The organism is Allorhizobium sp. nf9_anc (assembly GCF_056323085.1).
Genome location: NZ_CM150481.1, coordinates 2,929,485 through 2,948,042, shown reverse-complemented (window position 1 = coordinate 2,948,042; position 18,558 = coordinate 2,929,485). Strand labels below are relative to the sequence as shown.

The window sequence follows — 18,558 nt, the reverse complement described above, 5'->3', positions numbered from 1 at the left end:
CATGGCAAAACCACCCATTGCCGGTAACAGAACCGGCCGCAAACTTGGCCAGAAGGTCAAGAAGGGCAAGCTCAAGGCGTCGTCGCGTCGCTGGCTCGAGCGCCACATCAATGACCCCTATGTCCAGCGCGCCAAGCTCGAGGGCTACCGCGCCCGTGCAGCCTTCAAGCTGCTGGAAATCGACGAGAAGCACCAGGTCCTGAAAGGGGCGAAGCGCATCATCGACCTGGGCGCCGCCCCCGGCAGCTGGTCGCAGATCGCCGCCAAGGTCACCGATTCCTCCGATGACGATATCCGCGTTGCGGCCATCGACTTCCTGGAAATGGCGCAGATCCCGGGTGTGAAGATCCTGCAGCTCGACTTCCTTGATCCCGACGCCCCGCGCCAGCTGATCGAGGCCGTCGGCGGTACGCCCAACCTCGTTCTGTCGGATATGGCGGCCCCCACCACTGGCCACCAGAAGACCGACCACATCCGCACCATGCATCTCTGCGAAGTCGCGGCACACTTTGCCGTCGAGGTTCTGGCCGAAGGCGGGCATTTCCTCGCCAAGACCTTCCAGGGCGGCACGGAGAAGGATCTGCTCAACATGTTGAAGCAGAATTTCCGCCAGGTGCTGCACATCAAGCCGGCGTCGTCGCGACAGGAGTCGGTCGAGATGTTCCTGCTGGCCAAGGGCTTCAAGGGTCGCAATGGCCCGGGCGTGGTCGAGCTCGACGAGGAAGGTTTCGCCCGTGATCCGCGCGAGGATGTCCCCGCCACCGAGGATCTGGATCAGGACTGAGGGCAAGGCAGAGCCGGTGGCTTAGGCCAAGGTAAAGCGGAGTGAGCATTCGTCATGTTTACCTACATCACCGTCGGCATTAATGATCTGCCCCGCGCCATCCGCTTCTATGATGCGGTCCTGGCGACGCTCGGCGTCGAGCGTCGCGAAACGGACGAGAACGAGGCGGGTTATGCCCCAGCCGGTGACAGCCGCTGCCGGTTCTGGATCAATCATCCCTTCGATCGCCGCGCGGCAACCGTCGGCAATGGCTCCATGCCGGCATTCGAGGCGTCTTCGCGGGCGGCGGTCGATGCCTTCCATGCAGCGGCAATCGCCCATGGCGGCACGGATGACGGGGCCCCCGGCATTCGCCATTTTCATCCCAATTTCTATGCCTGTTACGTCCGCGATCCCGATGGCAACAAGCTGTCGGCTCTGTGCGAGCGCCCTGAATAGTCACTTCACGCTGATCGTCTCGTCTTCGGGTATCCGGCGATAACCGGAGACGGCCGAACCGACATCGCGCGGCAGTCCGAAGAACGGCAGGATCGCAAAGATCGACAAGCCGGCGACAACGGCGAAGGCGAGGTGGAAGTCTGAAAGCGATAGCGCCTCACCCGTGATCCGCGTGCTCGCCTCGAGGATGGATGCAGCGGCGGCGACGCCAAGGGCAAGGCTCACCTGCTGCAGCACTGAGGTGAGCGAGGTCGCCTGCGATGCCGCCCGGTCCTCGATCTCGGCATAACCCAGCGTGTTGACTCCGGTGAAGAAGAAGGAACGGCAGAAGCCGCCGATCAACAGCACCGCCATGATCACGAGAATGGGTGTCGCCGGCGTGAAGACGGCGTTGGCAGCCGTGGTGATCGCACCGAAAATGCCGGCGAGGATCAACACATTGCGGAAGCCGGCAGCGGCAAAGGCCCGCCTTGCGATGAACTTGGTGGAGATCGCGCCGACGGCGGCGATGAAGGTCGTCATTCCCGATTCGAAAGCCGACATGCCGAAACCGAGCTGCAGCATCAAGGGTAACAGGAACGGCGTGGCGCCGGCTGCAATGCGAAACAGCGTGCCGCCGATGATCGAGGCGCAGAAGCTGCGGTTGGCAAAGAGCGTGAGGTCGAGTAGCGGGGCCGGATGCCGCCGGGCATGGATCACATAGAGGATCATTGACAGGATGCCGACCAAGGTCGCCGCAGCACCGACCCAGACGGGCAAGGCGGGCAGACTCATGACCGACAGGCCGAAGACGAGGCCGGATGCGGCGGCGGCACTGAGCAGGAAACCCGTCCAGTCGATACGTCCCGTCTCGATCGGTTCGATCTCGGGCAGGTAGATGCTCGAAAGCCACAGGCCAACAAGCCCGATCGGAATGTTGATCAGGAAAATCCAGTGCCAACTGAAGAAGGTGGTGATGAAACCGCCGACGGGTGGCCCGGTGATCGGACCGAGCAGGCCTGGAATGGTGAGCAAGGCCATCGCCGAGACAAGGTCGCTCTTCTTCGTCGTGCGCAGGAGAACGAGCCGCCCGACCGGCGTCATCATCGCGCCGCCCATGCCCTGCAGGAAACGCGCGGCGACGAAAGTGAGGAGCGAGTCCGACATCGCGCAGAACAACGAACCCAGCATGAAGACGAGGATTGCCGCACGAAACACTCGCTTGGCCCCGTATCGGTCCGCCATCCAGCCGCTCACCGGAATGAAGATCGCGAGCGCCACCATATAGGAGGTGAGCGCCAGTTTGAGCGTGATCGGCCCGACGCCGAGATCGGTCGCGATGGTCGGCAGGGCGGTGGCGATCACGGTCGAATCCATCTGCTCCATGAAGAGCGCGACGGCAAGGATGAGGGGCGTGATGCGGTTCATCGGCATTCCGGACAGGACCGCAGAAGCGGTGGATACGGGTTCTCATAGCGCAAACGATCTGCGGTTGAAACCGCAGAGGTCGAAGCCGGGAAGCCTCTTTGCACCGGTGCTGTTCCCGTCTTGGGTTTCCATCCGCATCACGATGGTGTGAGGGCGCTACTCGCAGCCCCGCTTTCCCCTATGTCGAGGTCAGCCTCATCAGGGGCGAGGGAATTTGATTGAGGAGATTTCGATGATTTCGATGAAAAGACGTATGCTTCTGGGAAGTGCCGGTGTAGCGCTGGCGGCTCCCATGATCATGACCCGGGCTGCCGTGGCGCAGCAGTCGGGTTCGGAGACCTCGATGGATATCGACCACGCCATGCCGCCCGAAACCCACCGCTTCAATGTCGGCAAGTTCGAGGTCGTGGTGGTCAAGGATGGCGCGCGCCCGTCGGAAAATCCCCAGGAGACCTTCGGCACCAACCAGTCGCCCGAAACGGTTGGCGCGCTGCTCGAGGCGAACTTCCTGCCCTCCGACAAGTTCGTCAACAGCTTCGCACCCGTGCTCGTAAACACCGGATCTGACGTCATCCTCTTCGACACCGGTCTCGGTGAAGGCGGTCGTGCAAACGGTCTCGGCCGACTGGTCGAAGGCCTGACGGCTGCCGGCTACAAGCGCGAAGACGTGACGACCGTGGTGCTCACCCATATGCATGGCGACCATATCGGCGGCCTGATGGAAGGCGGCCAGCCGTCCTTTCCGAATGCGCGTTATGTGACGGGCCAGGCGGAATACGACTTCTGGGCTGATCCGGCCCGCGTCGGAACCCCGGCCGAGAACGGCCACAAGGGTGTGCTCGCCAATGTCGCGCCGATGGCCGAGAAGATGACCTTCATCGGCGACGGTGGCGAAGTGGTCTCCGGCATCACCGGCATGGCGGCGTTCGGCCACTCGCCGGGCCACATGATCTACCGCCTGGAATCGGAAGGCCGACAGCTGGTGCTGACTGCGGATACGGCAAACCACTTCGTGCTGTCGCTTCAGCGCCCGGATTGGGAAGTGCGTTTCGACATGGACAAGGCAGCAGCAGCAGCGACGCGTGCCAAGGTCTTCGACATGCTGGCGACCGACAAGCTCGCCTTCCTCGGCTACCACATGCCGTTCCCGGCCGTGGGCTTTGTCGAAAAGGTCGATCAGGGCTATCGCTTCGTGCCCAAGGCCTATCAGTTCGATATCTGATATCGACAGCCAGGAAGGGGCCGCGGCAAAGCTGCGGCCCCTCAACCCTTGCCTTACTTGCCGGCGAAGATCTCGTCTGTCGCCTGTTCGATGAAATTGTGAATGCGGCTGTCGATGTCGGCGTCGCTCACATCAACGCCAGCGATGCTGAAGTCCTGGCGCAGTTGCTCGAGCAGCCGGTGCGGCTCGACGACCTGCTTTACGGCCACGGTGCGCGCATAGGCTTCGACATCGTCGAGGCCCATCGTATAGGCGGCCCAGCGGCCGAGCATCTTGCTGCCGCGAACGCGCGCCTTGAACTGGATTTCCGCCTGATGGGCAAACTGGTTTTCGAGTGCCTGAGCACGCTTCTTCAATGCAGTCATACTGGATCCCCTGGTCTTCTTGTTTTTGCTTGTGCCCCCAGCCCCGAGAGCAGGTCCCTTATATAAGCGAGGGCTTCAAAGACCGTGTAGGCGCTGTTTAAAATTCTAATGATCGTCGATTTTTCTGTATGGGCCGCGACGTGACCAATCACGGCGGCATGCCTCCACGTTTTGCTATTCCCTTCCTGTCATGAACGTGTTACCAGCCCTCGCCAACTTCCAAGCATTTCATGCAGAAGCGACCGAACGGGGATCCCCGTTTTCCGGGCGGATTCTGTCTATTCAAACGAAGGAATTGGCAATGGCACGCATCGTAATGTCGGCAACAGGCGCAGAAGCGCTCACCTTTGACGACGTCCTCCTGCAGCCGGGGCACTCTGAAGTGATGCCGGGGCAGACCAACATCGCGACACGCATCGCCCGGGACATCGATCTCTCGCTGCCGATTCTCTCCTCCGCCATGGACACGGTCACTGAAAGCCGCCTCGCGATCGCCATGGCCCAGGCTGGCGGCATCGGCGTCATCCACCGCAACCTCACGCCCATCGAACAGGCCGAAGAAGTTCGCCAGGTGAAGAAGTTCGAAAGCGGCATGGTCGTCAATCCGGTGACCATCGGCCCGGAAGCAACGCTTGCTGAAGCCAAGGCGCTGATGGGCGCCCATGGCATTTCCGGCATTCCGGTCGTTGAGGGCGCAAGCCGCCCCGGCCGCCTCGTCGGCATTCTGACCAACCGCGACGTGCGCTTCGCGTCTGATCCGAGCCAGAAGATCTACGAACTGATGACCCGCGAAAACCTGGTCACGGTCAAGGACGGTGTCGACCAGCAGGAAGCCAAGCGTCTCCTTCATTCGCACCGCATCGAGAAGCTACTGGTGGTCGATAACGAAGGCCGCTGCGTCGGTCTGATCACCGTCAAGGACATCGAAAAGTCGCAGCTCAACCCGCATGCTGCCAAGGACGCCCAGGGCCGTCTGCGCGTCGCTGCTGCCATCTCCACCGGTGATGACGGCGTGGAGCGCGCCGAGCGCCTGATCGACGCCGGCTGCGATGTCATCGTCGTCGATACCGCCCACGGCCACAGCCAGAAGGTTCTGGATGCCGTCGCCCATGTGAAGAAGATGTCGAACGCCATCCGCATCATCGCCGGCAATGTGGCAACGGGCGAGGGCACCCGCGCGCTGATCGATGCAGGCGCTGACTGCGTCAAGGTCGGCATCGGCCCAGGCTCGATCTGCACCACCCGCGTCGTCGCCGGCGTCGGCGTTCCCCAGCTCGCAGCCGTCATGGCCGCCGTCGAGGAAGCCAACAAGCTCGACATCCCGGTTATTGCCGATGGTGGCCTGAAGTTCTCCGGCGACGTTGCCAAGGCAATCGCCGCCGGCGCTTCCGCCGTCATGGTCGGCTCGCTGCTCGCCGGCACGGACGAAAGCCCGGGCGAGGTCTATCTCTACCAAGGCCGCTCCTTCAAGGCCTATCGCGGCATGGGCTCTGTCGGTGCCATGGCCCGCGGTTCGGCCGATCGCTACTTCCAGGCGGAAGTGCGCGACACGCTGAAGCTCGTGCCTGAGGGCATCGAAGGCCAGGTCCCCTACAAGGGTCCGGTCTCGGCCGTCCTGCACCAGCTCGCCGGTGGCCTGAAGGCCGCCATGGGTTATGTCGGTGGCAAGGACATCAAGGACTTCCAGGAAAAGGCGACCTTCGTGCGCATTTCCGGTGCCGGTCTGCGTGAAAGCCATCCGCATGGGGTAACGATCACCCGCGAAAGCCCCAACTATCCGGGCGCAGCATGATCCTGGGGCAGTTGCCCGGACCAACCAAGGCGCCGCTCCTCTGGGTGAGCGGCGTCCTTTCGGCCGCGCTCCTCGCCTGGATGAACCTGAGCTTCGCCTGGCCTTTCGCTGAAGTGACCGGCGGAAGGCCGATGCCCGATCTCGACATCGAGAGCACGGGGCAGGGGCTGCTGGCCCTCAAGATGGTGCTGGAGAGCAGGCCGGAGGCCGCAGCACTTCTGCGGAGCATGCATCTCGGCCCCGATCTCCTGCTGCCGGCCACACTCGGCCTGTTTCTCGTTCTGCTCATCCGTCGCGCAGCGCCGGGTGCGAGCCTCTACGGCCGACCGGCCGCGCAGCTTTTGCCCGCTCTTCTGGCCCTGCCGATCGCCTATGTCGTCGTCGACTATGCCGAGAACGTCGTCAGCATCCTGCTCTTTCCGCCATCCGTGCCTGCGCCCGGGAATGCTGATCTTCTCGCAGAAGCGCATGCCTGGCTGACGCGCCTGAAGTTTGCCGCCCTTGTCATTTCCGCCATCCTCGCCCTGCGACTGGCCTTTGGTCCGAAGCCGGCAAAGGATGAATGATGCATTGCACGCCGCACTTTTGAGGATTTGATTTTCCCATGACCGGTTTTGAAATGTTCTGGCCCCTCGTGGCCCATGCCTTTCTCGTCTTCTGTCTTTATGCCCTGCTCGTCATCCGTCGCGCCGCCGTGGTGCGCGCCGGCAAGGTCGAGCGCATTGCCTTCCGCGAGAACCTCGCCGAGCCGGAAGAGAGCCGCGTGGTCAACCGCGCGATTGCCAATCAGTTCGAGCTGCCGGTGCTCTTCTACGCCGTGTCGGTCCTGCTGTTCATGACGGAGGCGGACAACCTCGTCGCCGTCGTGCTCGCCTGGATCTTCGTCGTCGCACGCTATGTCCAGGCCGCGATGCAGCTCACTGGCAATCTGCCGCTGCGCCGCTTGTTCTTTATGCTGGGCTTTGTATCGCTCTTTCTGCTCTGGCTGTGGCTCGCCGCCTGGATGGCCACCAGCTGAGGCCTTCACGGCAACGTGTGTGGGCGCAAAAGGCCGCGGCACTATCTTGCGAGGGCATCCAATTCGTCCCCCAAGGAGAGTGCCATGTCGAAGCCCGAAATCACGCAGGCCATGATCGAAGCCTATGACGAATACACCCACCTGACCCTCGACCGCCGTGGCTTCATGCAAAGGCTGACGGCGCTCGCCGGCTCCGGTGCCGCTGCCGCCGCCATCATGCCCATGCTCGCTGCCAACCAGGCGAATGCCGCCATGGTCGAAGAGACCGACGCGCGCCTCGACGTCGCAGACGTCACCTATCCCGGTGCCGCAGGCGAAATGAAGGGCTACCTTGCGATCCCGAAGGACGCAGCGGAGAAGCTTCCCGCAGTCATCGTCATTCACGAGAACCGTGGCCTCAACCCGCATATTCGCGATGTTGCCCGCCGCATGGCGCTGGAAGGCTTCGTAGCACTCGCCCCCGATTTCCTGTCGCCGAACGGCGGCACGCCGGCCAATGAGGATGAGGCGCGTGCGATGTTCCAGTCGCTCGACATGGCGAATGCCACGGCCAATGGCGAGGCGACACGCGCCTTCCTGGCAGGCCATGAGAAGACCAATGGCAAGGTCGGTGCAATCGGCTTCTGCTGGGGCGGTGGCATGGTCAACCGCATGGCGGTAGCCTTACCGGAACTTGGTGCCGGCGTCGCCTATTACGGCTCGCAGGCCCCGGCCGATCAGGTGCCGTCGATCAAGGCTCCGCTGATGCTGCATTATGCGGGTCTCGACGAGCGCATCAATGCCGGCATCGACGCCTACAAGACGGCGCTGGATGCCAACAGCAAGACCTACGAGCTGCACATGTATGACGGCGTGAACCACGCCTTCAACAACGACACCTCGTCTGCCCGCTACGACAAGGCCGCCGCCGATCTCGCCTGGTCGCGCACGGTGGAGTTCCTGAAGAAGAACCTCGCCTGAGCATCTGTGTCGGGAGCCTCCCTGAGGCTCCCGATCATGACAATCCGATGAAATCTCTGGCCGTTTGACACCGATCAACTGCTCGCACCCATCCCGCGCATACCTTCTCCCCATACCCGCCGCTCGAGCGCTGCGGGAATGACGAGAAACCCACGGGAGAGTGACATGGCATCGATGATGAAGGCTGCGGTTGTCCGCGAATTCGGCAAGCCGCTGGTGATCGAGGAAATGCCCATCCCGGATCCCGGCCCCGGCCAGATCCTGGTGAAATACGAGGCAACAGGCGTCTGCCACACCGACCTGCATGCCGCCAATGGCGATTGGCCGGTCAAGCCCAAGCCCCCCCTCATTCCCGGCCATGAGGGCGTCGGCTATGTCGCCAAGCTCGGCTCCGGCGTCTCCCGTATCAAGGAAGGCGACCGCGTCGGCGTGCCATGGCTGCACACCGCCTGCGGCTGCTGCTCGCCCTGCCGCACAGGCTGGGAAACCCTCTGCGGCAGCCAGCAAAACACCGGTTACTCCGTCAACGGCACCTTCGCGCAGTATGGTCTTGCCGATCCCGACTATGTCGGTCGCCTGCCGGACAATCTCGAATTCGGCCCGGCAGCACCCGTGCTCTGCGCTGGCGTCACCGTCTACAAGGGCCTCAAGGAAACCGAGGTGAAGCCCGGTGAATGGGTCGTCATCTCCGGCATCGGCGGTCTTGGCCACATGGCGGTGCAATACGCCAAGGCCATGGGTATGCATGTGGTCGCCGCCGACATCTTCGACGACAAGCTGAAGCTCGCAACCGACCTCGGCGCGGACATGGTGGTGAACGGCACGGCGGCTGATGCCATCGAGCAGGTCCAGAAGGCGACCGGCGGCGTGCATGGCGCGCTGGTGACGGCTGTCTCGCCCAAGGCCATGGAACAGGCCTACGGCTTCCTGCGCTCCAAGGGCACGATGTCGCTCGTCGGCCTGCCGCCCGGCTTCATCTCGCTCCCGGTGTTTGAGACCGTTCTGAAGCGCATCACCGTGCGCGGCTCGATCGTCGGCACGCGTCAGGATCTCGAGGAGAGCCTGCAATTTGCCGGTGAAGGCAAGGTCGCCTCGCATTTCAGCTGGGACAAGCTCGAAAACATCAATGCGATCTTCGACCGCATGAAAGAGGGCAAAATCGACGGCCGCATCGTGCTCGATCTCGCCGCCTGATCTCGGCTTTCAAACGTGGAGAGGCGGCATCCCGGATGCCGCCTTTCATGCATCTGTAGATGCGGTTCAGTTGCCCGATTGAATGACGGCAACGCGCGGCAGAGCGCTGGTGCAGGCGCTGTCTTCGCAGATGCCGGAGATCCACACTTCGCCGTTGCCGATCATCACGCCCTCGGAATTGACGAAGAGATCCCCGTATTCCTGGTTGGACACGGCCTCGACGATCGTCTCGGTAAACACGGAATCATAGGCGTCGAGCAATTCCTGTTCCGAGCTGTAAGTGGCCTCGTCGCCGTCGATGTTCACGGTCAGCGGATAGTTGATGAGGCTGACCACGATGTCGGACTTCTCCTCCTCCAGCGCCACCTTGAAGGCGTAGAAGAGTTCCTTGTAATCGGCAGCGTCGCCGAGCAGGTTTTCGATCTGCTGGTCGACAGAGGCCTCGTCGGCCAGGCAAGGAGAGGAGGCAAGAAGAGTGGCGCCGATCAGGGCGGTGGCAAGCGAGCGGATCATCGGGCTTTCCTTGATGGAGAATGCACTGGCCATGTCATAATCCGAAACGGGATGAGCGCGTCGAATTTCTTTTGGGTCTGATGTGAAAGACATGCTGCAAAAGTGAACGCTGATTGAAGCCATCGGACTGGCATCCTAGACACGGCAGGCCTATCTATTGCACTGCAGCAATCATTGGGCAGGCACATGGCAGAGACTGGCGCCGACACTGGCACGAACACCGCAACCGATCGCATCTTCGTCTTCCAGGGCGGCGGTGCGCTTGGGGCCTACCAGGCCGGTGCCTATGAAGCCCTGCATGAAAACGAGGTAGAGCCTGACTGGCTGGCGGGCATTTCAATCGGAGCGATCAACGCGGCGATCATTGCCGGTAGCCCGCGCGAGCGGCGGATCGCCAATCTCCGGGATTTCTGGCACACGGTCTCCTCCAGCCTGAACTTCGGCTGGACAGCAGAAGACAATAGTCTGAGGCGCATCCAGAACGATGCAGCAGCCCTTGCCGCAACGGCATTCGGCATTCCCGGCTTCTTCTCGCCGCGCCTTCCCACACCGTATCAATTGCTCACCAATCCCGATGTCCGCCTGAGCGCCTACGACACCGAACCCCTGATGCGGACACTGGAGCGCTTGGTCGACTTCGATCTCCTCAACGACTGCCAGACACGCCTAAGTCTGGGTGCGGTCGAGATCCGCTCCGGCAACTTCGCCTATTTCGACAACCGCAAGACGCGCCTGGATGCCCGGCATGTGGCGGCCTCCGGCGCCCTGCCGCCAGGCTTTCCGCCGATCGAGATCGACGGTCGCCACTATTGGGATGGCGGTCTCGTTTCGAACACGCCACTGCAGCATGTGCTTAACGTCAACGACGCCTCGCGTGATCTGGAGATCTTCCAGGTCGACCTGTTCAACGCGCGCGGTGACATGCCGCGCGACCAGTTTGAGGTCGAGAGCCGGATCAAGGAGATCCGCTATTCCAGCCGAACCCGCATGAATACCGACGATTTTGCCCGACGCCAGATCGTCCGCCGCGCAGCCAAGCGCCTGCTCGAAAAATTGCCGCCGGAATTCCGCGATGACGAAGACGCGAAGATCCTGCGCTCCATTGGCCACGAATACGACGTGACCATCGTCCATCTGATCCACCGCCGTGCCTCGCATGCCACCCATGCCATGGATGCGGAGTTCTCCCGCACCTCCATTGAGGAGCACTGGAAGGCGGGCTACGACGATGCGACCTACACGCTCAAGCATCCGAAATGGCGCCGTCGCGGTCGTCCAAAGGACGGCATCCAGATCTTCGACCTTGCGCGTGAGCGACATCTGCGCATCGAAGGATGACGCGTTCGACCGACCTTTTTTGTGTAAAGGTTAAGAGGTCGGGGACGAAGCGCCAGTGTTAACCTTTTGGCCAGAACCGCTCCCTATCCGTTTAGCGACATGAAACCGCGGGATGATCCCTCGGACGATACAGCATTGAGCGAGCACACCATGGACGGTCGACTGCAGCCGCGCAAAACCCCGCAACAGGAACGCAGCATCCAGCGGCTTGAGGCGATCCTCGAGGCAGCGGTGGCGCTTTTCCTGGAAAAGGGGATTGCTGAGACGACCATGAGCGAGATTGCCCAGCGGGCCGGCGTCTCCATCGGCTCGCTCTACCAGTTCTTTCCCCAGAAGGTGGCGGTCATCAAGGTCTTGCATGACCGCTTCTCGGGCCAGCTCGAAGGCTTCATCCGGCAGATCTTTGCGGGCGTCCAGACCGTGGACGAAGCGTCAGACCGGGCATCCGAAAGCCTGTTGGAGCTGCATGCCATGTTTCGGGAGCAACGGATCTACATGGCGCTCTGGCAAGCGATTGTCACGGACCGGGATCTCTCCCAGCTCTCGGGCGATTTCCACGAGCAGATCATCGCAAGCTTTTACCGCGATCTGTCGCACATTATCCCGGAGAGCGACTTCGAGCGATTCCGCGTCAATCTCAAGCTGATGATCCTGGCAACCGGCGAAGTCATCCGCTTTGCAACCCAGCAGCCGGAAGACATAGCGAGTGCCCATCTCGACCAATGGCGCCGCATCATCAGGTCGTCGATCTTCGCCTACTGAGCGGCGGATCTCACCAGCCGGGGATCATGTTTCCGGCACGAAGGCGCGGATAGTAGCGCGAATAGGTCTTCGGCTCCCCGTCCATGTCATCTTCCACCTGCGCCGGCGTGATGTTGTCGAGGCAGGCGGTGATGTGGTCGGTGATCGCATTGACCAGCGAGGTCGAGAGCCCCGGACGCTTCATTAGGCCGATCTGCACGGGCGGGAGCGGCGGAAAACCGTCATTCGCTGTCAACACCTTCATGCCGGTCCGAAGCGCCGATTCCGGCAGGATCGAAACCGCCATGCCGGCAAGCACCGCCGCCGCAACGACGGTCGAGGACCAGCTCGTGAACAGGATCTGGTATTCGCGTCCGTCCGCATCGAGCGCCGAGCAGGCAAGCTGCCGCCACTGGCAATCGCGACGTCCAACGGCAAGCGGTACGGGTGCATCGTCCTTCAGCGGATGGTTCGCAGACCCCACCCAGCAAAGCGGTTCGGTGCGCACGACATCGGACTGCCTAAGCAGCGGATTGTGGGTGACGAGCGCGATGTCGAGTTCGCCCTTGGCCATCTTGTCGGCTAGGTCCATCGAGGGTTCGCAGACGATGTAGAGTTCTACGTTCGGATGCGTCTTGGCAAAGCGCCCGATAATCTCGGGCATGTAGCGGTCGGCATAATCATCCGGCGTCCCGATCCGCAGCGTACCTTCCAGACGGTTGTCGTCGAAGGCGGCGATCGCCTCTGAGTTCAGCCGGATGATGCGCCGCGCGTAGTTGAGCAGCTTGTCGCCATCGGCGGTCAGGCGGTTGCCGCGTCCATCCTTGATGAAGAGCTGCTTGCCGACCCGCTCTTCGAGACGGCGCATCTGCATGGAGACGGCGGATTGGGTTTTGAACACGCGTCCCGCAGCTTTTGTGAAGCTGCCGGTGTCGACGATGGCGATGAATGTCTGAAGCTGATCGATATCGAGAGGAGCCGACATGGCAATGGTCCATCAGAAGTGTTGATGATTACCATTAGAAACATTCGTTGGACTGATCAATATGCTTTCGGCATCTTCGCGGTTGCAATCCTCACCGACCGGTTTCCGGCCAAGCTTCCACCCCCAAACCTCATCGCCTGTCCGCTTGCGCGGACGGGGCAATCTTCTCGTGCCCGCTGAAAGGATAACGCTATGCGCACGAACGATCGGATCCTCGATTTTGACCTCGAGCTTGTCACTGCACCGCCGAGCCGGACGCTTGCCGCGCGCCTCGCTCGTCTCAACGTGTGGCTCGGATCCCTTCGCGTTGCGCTTCGCAATCGTCTTGCTGCGAACAGCCTTGCCGATCTCGACGAACGTCTGCTGAACGACCTCGGCCTCAGCCGGGGAGATGTTCAGGACGTGCTGCGCCGCCACGGTTTGACTGACGATCCTTCGCTGCAACTGACCCGCCTGGCGCGCCGCCGCGCCGAGCGATCCTTGCGCGGCCAGAAGAGCGACTGAGCCCGCCTCCCATCCCCGCAGGGTGACAGCCAATAGCCCTGCATCTTGCCCGGTCCCGATTATTTCGGACCGGGCTTTTTTGTAAACGCTAAAATAACGATGCGTGTTGTGAAATATGAAGGGATAAGCAGCGGGAAGTAACCTGTTGCTAACGGCCATATGTCAGCGATGAAGACGCCTGACGTCGCTACCTCTTGCGGAGACCCTTCATGCGTATATCGACAAAGCTGCCCCTGGCGGCCACGCTGTTCGCTCTCGTCATCCTGAGCGCCTCTGTGGCGATCGGCCTTGTGCAGCAAAGCCGGATCCTGGATGAACAGGTCTACCAGAAGCTCGAGGCGACCGCAGACGGCCGCCGCAACGAGGCGCGGCGTTTCCTGGAGGCCATCCGTCTCGACGCCCGCGCAACCGCCGCCGACATGATGACCCAGCAGGCGCTGTTCGGCATCACGGGTGCCTGGCCGAAGCTGGGTGACAATCCGTCAGCCGAGCTTCAGAAACGCTATATCGACGAGAATCCCAATCCGGTCGGCGAGAAGTTCAATCTCGATAGCGCCAAGAAGGACAGCTACGACCGCGCCCATCGTCAGGGCCACACGACCTTCCTGAAACACCTCCAGGCGCAGGGCTACTACGATATCTTCCTGATCGATGCCGACGGCAATGTCGTCTACACGGTCATGAAGGAGAGGGATTTCGGCACCAATCTGCTCAGCGGACCCTATAAGGATACCGGACTGGCACAGGTGTTCCGCAAAGTCGTGGAAAGCGACGACCCGGAGACTTTCGCCAATTCCGAATTCGAGGCCTATGAGCCTTCCATGGGTGCCCCGGCAGCCTTCGTCGCAGTCCCGATCATCATGAACGAGCGCAAGCTCGGCGTGCTGGCCTATCAGCTGCCGAACGACCAGCTGAATGGCATCTTCGCCAATACACGCGGCCTCGGCGAAACCGGTGAAACCGTGCTTGTGGACAAGAACGGTCTGCTCGTCTCCGACAGCGCGCGCACGCCTGACGTGGACAGCATGAAGGTCACCATGAGCTCTCCGCTGCTGGCAACCGTCATGGGCGGCCAGGATGCGAGCGGCGCCATTGAGGGCTATCGCGGCATCACGAGCCAGGCCGCGAGTGTGCCGCTGGATTTCGGCGATGTACGCTGGTCGGTCGTTGCCTTGATCGGTGAAGAAGAAGTGACCGCGCAGCTCGTCTCCGCCGGCCTGAAATCCGTCGGCATCGGCGCCGTCCTCGTTCTCATCGGCTCGCTTGTCGGCTTTGTCTTCTCGCGCAGCCTCACCCGCCCGATCTCCGAACTGGTCACGTCGATGGGCCAGCTTGCGGATGGCAATACCGACCTCGACCTCAAGGGCATCGACCGTTCCGACGAAATCGGTGACATGGCCCGGTCCGTCGCCGTCTTCCGCAAGGCCGAAATCGACAAGCGCGAGCTTGAAGCAGAAAACGAAAGCCGCCGCTCGGCTACCGAAAGCGAACGCCACCAGCGCGAGGCAGAACGCGCTGCCGCGCAAGCCGAGCTCACCGAGGCCATCGACGTTCTGGGCACCGGTCTGCAGCGACTGGCCAATGGTGATCTGACGGGCACGATCCGCAAGCCGCTGGCCGGCAACCTCGACCGGCTCCGCCTCGATTTCAACGCATCGCTGGAGCGCCTTTCCGACACGGTCTCCGCCGTCCACGGTAATGTCGCCGAGATCAACCGCAAGAGCGGCACGGTCAGCTCGGCGACGGCCGATCTCAGCCATCGCACCGAGCAGCAGGCGGCAGCGCTAGTCGAGACCTCGACCGCTATCCGCCAGATCATGGAGGCGATCCGCCATTCTTCTGAGCGCGCCGAAAACGCATCGCGCCTGGCTCGCGAGGCACGCTCCAATTCGGACCGCTCAGGTCAGATTGTCGGCGGTGCCGTCGACGCCATGCAGCGCATCGAAAATGCGTCGAGCGAGATCTCCAAGATCATCAACGTCATCGACGAGATCGCATTCCAGACGAACCTCCTGGCGCTGAATGCCGGTGTCGAGGCAGCCCGCGCAGGCGAGGCAGGCAAGGGCTTTGCCGTCGTCGCGCAGGAAGTGCGCGAGCTTGCCCAGCGATCCGCAACCGCGGCCAAGGACATCAAGAGCCTGATCACCAAGTCCGGCGAGGAAGTCGCAAGTGGCGTCGGCCTCGTGCGTGAAACCGGAACCGTGCTCTCGTCGATCGCCGGTCAGGTCGTGCAGATTGGCGACCACATCCATTCGATCGCCTCGACCTCCAAGCAGCAGTCGGCGAGCTTGAACGAGATCAATGACGCCGTGGCGCGCATGGAGAACGTTACCCAGCAGAACGCGCGGGCGGCTGAACAGACGAATGCCGAAATGTCCGGTCTGACGCGCGACGCCGAAATGCTCTCGGGCCTCGTCGGTCAGTTCACCCTTGAGGCCAATGCCTCCACCATCCAGAACCGTTTCGCCGATCAACGCGACACGAGCTTCGGCCGTCCGGCCCAGCCGACACCACCGCAGCCTGCGGCCAACGCGGCCAACGCGGCCAAACCGGCCTCCCGGTCTTTCCTCAAGCCCAAGGTAGCCCCGGCTGAAGCCGGCAACCGCGCCGTCGCGTCTCCGGCCCGCTCCTTGATGGACAAGATTTCCATCGGTCTCGGTGCCAAGCTGAACCAGGCCAAGGACAACAAGTCCGATGGCGAATGGGAAGAATTCTGAGGTCAAACGAGCTTTGAAATGCGAAACGGCGCGGGAGACCGCGCCGTTTTCGTTTGAGAATGGGAAAAGTGGAGGCGCGCGTCAGCCCTTCGGCTGTGGCGCTGCCGTCTCGTCCTTCCGCGACGCGGTGAGATAGGTGTCGAAGATCTGTTCCATGCTCTTCTGGTAGCTCTTCTGGACTTCAAGCCCGCTGTCGAACATGGTGTTCATCATCGCGGCAAAGCCTTCCTGCGCTTCCTTTTCCGGCGTCTTTGCAGGCTCCGGCGAGGCCTTGGGCGCTTCGGCAGGTTGCCCGGTCATCTGCGCGGTGTACGCCGTCGCCATGTCCTGGAAGGCCTTGGTGAAGGGGTTGTCGAGGAAGGGGTTTGCGGCAGCCTGCGGTTCCGGCTTCTTTTGCCCGCCCATCATCTCCTGGAAGGCGCGCATGAACGGGTTGTCGAACATCGCGGCTGCCATGGCCGCCTGTTGGGGCTGTGGCTTCGGCTGCAGGCCGGTGCTTTCCAGCCATTGCTGCATCATCGCTGCCATCGGCGTCCCGGCGAATGCGTTGGCACCTGGGAACTGCCCCGTCGTCTGCTTGAAAAGCCCGCCCATCAGCGTGTCGGCCATGGCCGGCATCATCTGCTTGAGAATGTCCTGTCCGATACCGGTCAGCTGCGCCGCCTGTGCTGCCACGGCGCGCGAGACTTCCTTCGAACCGAAGAGCTGCTGGAGAACCTGATTGCCGTCGGCGATGCCCTGCGGGGTGAAGGCCGAGCTCATATCCTCGAAATACTTGGCATAGTTCCCGGAAGTCATCGCCTGGACGAGGGCCGAGAAATCGTAAGGATTGGTGGTGTTGCGCTTGAAGCCCGAGGCAAAGGCCGGCATCAGCGCCGCAACGGCCTTGGCCGCCTGTTCATGCGCCAAGCCATATTGCTTGGCCATGGCGTCCATCGCCATGCCATTTTGTGCCTGCAGCATCATGTCGAACAGTGGCAGCATAGCAAATCTCCCCGGATGCGTGCAGATGATTCAGCACTATATCCGGAAAGGCCTCCAGGCAAACCGCTTTTTGCCACCTTGCTGAAATGGCGAGGCGAGGGGGCTACGGGCGCCTCAGTACTGATATTCCTCGAAGACGGGTTCCACGGAGCCGTTCCAGCGGCCGTGATAAAGCGCCAGCATGTCGTCGGCCAAGGTGGTGCGCTTGGCGAGCACCTCGTCCAGCGTGTTGAGGAAAACGCTCTCGTCCTGTCCCTCGGAATTCACGCGGGCCCGAGCCTTCAGGCCGGAGCGTGACATCTCGACGACGTCGCGCGCCACGTCCATCAGCGGACGTCCGGCAACCGAGGCCTTCAGCCCCTGAGCCGGAACTGCGTCGCGCATCGCGATGACATCTTCGACCGTCCAGTCTGCCGTGAGATCGTCAGCCGCAGCAAGCGCGGTTTCATCATAGAGCAGGCCGACCCAGAGCGCCGGCAGCGCGCAAATCCGCCGCCAGGGGCCACCGTCGGCGCCACGCATTTCGAGGAAACGCTTCAGCCGCACGTCGGGGAAGAGGGTGGAGAGGTGGTTCGTCCAGTCGCCCTGCTGCGGTTCCCACTCGGCGATCTCGCCCTTCAGCGCGCCGTCCATGAACTGGCGGAAGGTGATGTGGGTGCAGTCGTGATAGCGCCCGTCACGGACGATGAAATACATCGGCGCATCGATCGCCCAGGCGACGTAGTCGCCGAAACAGAAGTCCTTCGAGAAGGTGAAGGGCAAAACGCCAGCGCGGCGGTTGTCGGTATCGCGCCAGATGTCGCCGCGCCAGGAGAGAAGCCCGTTGGGCTTGCCTTCGGTGAACGGCGAGGAGGCGAAAAGCGCGGTCGCCAGCGACTGCAGCTTCATCGACACCCGCATCTTCTGACGCATGTCGGCTTCGGATGAGAAGTCGAGGTTCACCTGGATCGTGCAGGTCCGGTACATCATGTCGAGACCCTGGCTGCCGACCTTCGGCATGTAGCGGGTCATGATGTCGTAGCGCGACTTCGGCATGCGCGGCGTCTCGGACAGCGTCCATTTCGGGCTGCCGCCAATGCCGAGGAAACGGATGCCCATGGGTTCGGCCACATCGCGCAGGACCGCGAGATGCTGGTTCGATTCCTTGCAGGTCTGATGCAGCGTTTCCACGGGCGCGCCGGACAGTTCGAACTGGCCGCCCGGCTCGATCGAGATCGCGCCCATGCCATGCTGTTCGCCAAGGCCGATGATGTTCTCGCCATCCATGATCGGCTCCCAGCCGAGCTTGGACTGCATGCCCGTCAGCAGCGCCGAGATGCTGGCGTCCCCATGATAGGGGACCGGGCTGTTGTCGGCCCGGAAGAAGGCGAACTTCTCGTGCTCGGTGCCGATCCGGAACTGCTCCTTCGGCTTCGACCCTGCGTCCATATAGGCCGCCATGTCATCGAGGGTGCCGAGAGGGGTCTGGTCGGTCGTGTCACGGGCCATGAAAGCTACCTTGCTGGGCGTCGCAGGAGGGCACGAGAAGGCCCATCATAGAGGCTGATTGAACCGGATTTATGTGCCGCGCAAGTGAAATTCTCTCAAGCACCGCTC

At 62.2% G+C, this 18,558-nt stretch carries 18 protein-coding genes; 12 read left to right on the top strand and 6 right to left on the bottom strand.

The genetic code is table 11. From position 1 onward, the window contains the following. The first annotated feature begins 1 nt into the window (after window position 1). Both AC02Y0_RS14495 and AC02Y0_RS14490 read left to right on the top strand, forming a co-directional pair. Entirely contained in the window at window positions 2–784 is a 783-nt protein-coding gene (locus tag AC02Y0_RS14495) for an RlmE family RNA methyltransferase (protein WP_102019328.1), read from the top strand. A gap of 54 nt (window positions 785–838) precedes the next feature. After that, a complete protein-coding gene (locus tag AC02Y0_RS14490; RefSeq protein ID WP_476379579.1) occupies window positions 839–1,222 on the top strand; it encodes a VOC family protein in 384 nt (127 codons plus the stop codon). Here the strand turns inward: AC02Y0_RS14490 and AC02Y0_RS14485 are convergent, their stop codons facing one another. Continuing rightward, window positions 1,223–2,629, bottom strand: coding sequence for a DHA2 family efflux MFS transporter permease subunit (locus AC02Y0_RS14485; protein WP_476379578.1), 1,407 nt, complete (start codon window positions 2,627–2,629; stop codon window positions 1,223–1,225). Window positions 2,630–2,870: 241 nt separating this feature from the next. Between AC02Y0_RS14485 and AC02Y0_RS14480 the strand changes: the two genes are divergently transcribed. Further along, entirely contained in the window at window positions 2,871–3,851 is a 981-nt protein-coding gene (locus AC02Y0_RS14480; protein ID WP_476384044.1) for an MBL fold metallo-hydrolase, read from the top strand. Between the two features lie 53 nt (window positions 3,852–3,904). Here the strand turns inward: AC02Y0_RS14480 and AC02Y0_RS14475 are convergent, their stop codons facing one another. Next, window positions 3,905–4,216 (bottom strand): ATPase inhibitor subunit zeta, encoded by a 312-nt coding sequence (locus AC02Y0_RS14475; RefSeq protein WP_476379577.1) that lies wholly within the window; start codon window positions 4,214–4,216, stop codon window positions 3,905–3,907. Between the two features lie 301 nt (window positions 4,217–4,517). On the opposite strand from AC02Y0_RS14475, the gene guaB reads away from it, so the two are divergent. The 5 genes from guaB to adhP all read left to right on the top strand — a co-directional run bounded on the left by guaB (window position 4,518) and on the right by adhP (window position 9,180). Next, window positions 4,518–6,008, top strand: coding sequence for an IMP dehydrogenase (guaB, locus tag AC02Y0_RS14470; protein WP_102019333.1), 1,491 nt, complete (start codon window positions 4,518–4,520; stop codon window positions 6,006–6,008). Further along, window positions 6,005–6,574, top strand: coding sequence for a hypothetical protein (locus tag AC02Y0_RS14465; RefSeq protein ID WP_476379576.1), 570 nt, complete (start codon window positions 6,005–6,007; stop codon window positions 6,572–6,574). Before guaB ends, AC02Y0_RS14465 begins: the two co-directional genes overlap by 4 nt. A gap of 38 nt (window positions 6,575–6,612) precedes the next feature. Further along, a complete protein-coding gene (locus tag AC02Y0_RS14460) occupies window positions 6,613–7,026 on the top strand; it encodes an MAPEG family protein (RefSeq protein WP_476379575.1) in 414 nt (137 codons plus the stop codon). Window positions 7,027–7,110: 84 nt separating this feature from the next. Then, window positions 7,111–7,986: a dienelactone hydrolase family protein gene (locus tag AC02Y0_RS14455; RefSeq protein ID WP_476379574.1), complete on the top strand. Its 876-nt coding sequence runs from the start codon at window positions 7,111–7,113 to the stop codon at window positions 7,984–7,986. A gap of 165 nt (window positions 7,987–8,151) precedes the next feature. After that, on the top strand, window positions 8,152–9,180 hold the full coding sequence (gene adhP / locus AC02Y0_RS14450) for an alcohol dehydrogenase AdhP (protein WP_476379573.1): 1,029 nt from the start codon (window positions 8,152–8,154) through the stop codon (window positions 9,178–9,180). Between the two features lie 66 nt (window positions 9,181–9,246). Here adhP and AC02Y0_RS14445 read toward each other — a convergent pair whose 3' ends face one another. Continuing rightward, on the bottom strand, window positions 9,247–9,726 hold the full coding sequence (locus AC02Y0_RS14445; RefSeq protein ID WP_476379572.1) for a hypothetical protein: 480 nt from the start codon (window positions 9,724–9,726) through the stop codon (window positions 9,247–9,249). 153 nt (window positions 9,727–9,879) lie between these two features. On the opposite strand from AC02Y0_RS14445, the gene AC02Y0_RS14440 reads away from it, so the two are divergent. Continuing rightward, the gene (locus AC02Y0_RS14440) at window positions 9,880–11,031 is read left to right on the top strand and encodes a DUF3734 domain-containing protein (protein WP_476379571.1); all 1,152 of its coding nucleotides are present in this window, start codon (window positions 9,880–9,882) and stop codon (window positions 11,029–11,031) included. A 135-nt stretch (window positions 11,032–11,166) separates the two neighbouring features. Further along, window positions 11,167–11,793 (top strand): TetR/AcrR family transcriptional regulator, encoded by a 627-nt coding sequence (locus AC02Y0_RS14435; RefSeq protein WP_476379570.1) that lies wholly within the window; start codon window positions 11,167–11,169, stop codon window positions 11,791–11,793. Window positions 11,794–11,803: 10 nt separating this feature from the next. On the opposite strand, the gene AC02Y0_RS14430 is transcribed toward AC02Y0_RS14435, so the two are convergent. Continuing rightward, complete coding sequence (locus tag AC02Y0_RS14430) at window positions 11,804–12,757, bottom strand: LysR substrate-binding domain-containing protein (protein ID WP_444557471.1); 954 nt, start codon at window positions 12,755–12,757, stop codon at window positions 11,804–11,806. A gap of 192 nt (window positions 12,758–12,949) precedes the next feature. Here AC02Y0_RS14430 and AC02Y0_RS14425 point away from each other — a divergent pair, with 192 nt between their 5' ends. Both AC02Y0_RS14425 and AC02Y0_RS14420 read left to right on the top strand, forming a co-directional pair. Then, entirely contained in the window at window positions 12,950–13,261 is a 312-nt protein-coding gene (locus AC02Y0_RS14425; RefSeq protein WP_476379568.1) for a YjiS-like domain-containing protein, read from the top strand. A gap of 209 nt (window positions 13,262–13,470) precedes the next feature. Continuing rightward, the gene (locus tag AC02Y0_RS14420) at window positions 13,471–15,978 is read left to right on the top strand and encodes a methyl-accepting chemotaxis protein (protein WP_476379567.1); all 2,508 of its coding nucleotides are present in this window, start codon (window positions 13,471–13,473) and stop codon (window positions 15,976–15,978) included. Window positions 15,979–16,059: 81 nt separating this feature from the next. On the opposite strand, the gene AC02Y0_RS14415 is transcribed toward AC02Y0_RS14420, so the two are convergent. Together AC02Y0_RS14415 and AC02Y0_RS14410 are read right to left on the bottom strand one after the other, a co-directional pair. Then, the gene (locus tag AC02Y0_RS14415; RefSeq protein WP_476379566.1) at window positions 16,060–16,962 is read right to left on the bottom strand and encodes a DUF937 domain-containing protein; all 903 of its coding nucleotides are present in this window, start codon (window positions 16,960–16,962) and stop codon (window positions 16,060–16,062) included. Between the two features lie 114 nt (window positions 16,963–17,076). Then, a complete protein-coding gene (locus tag AC02Y0_RS14410) occupies window positions 17,077–18,450 on the bottom strand; it encodes a glutamate--cysteine ligase (protein ID WP_476379565.1) in 1,374 nt (457 codons plus the stop codon). Window positions 18,451–18,558: the final 108 nt, after the last annotated feature.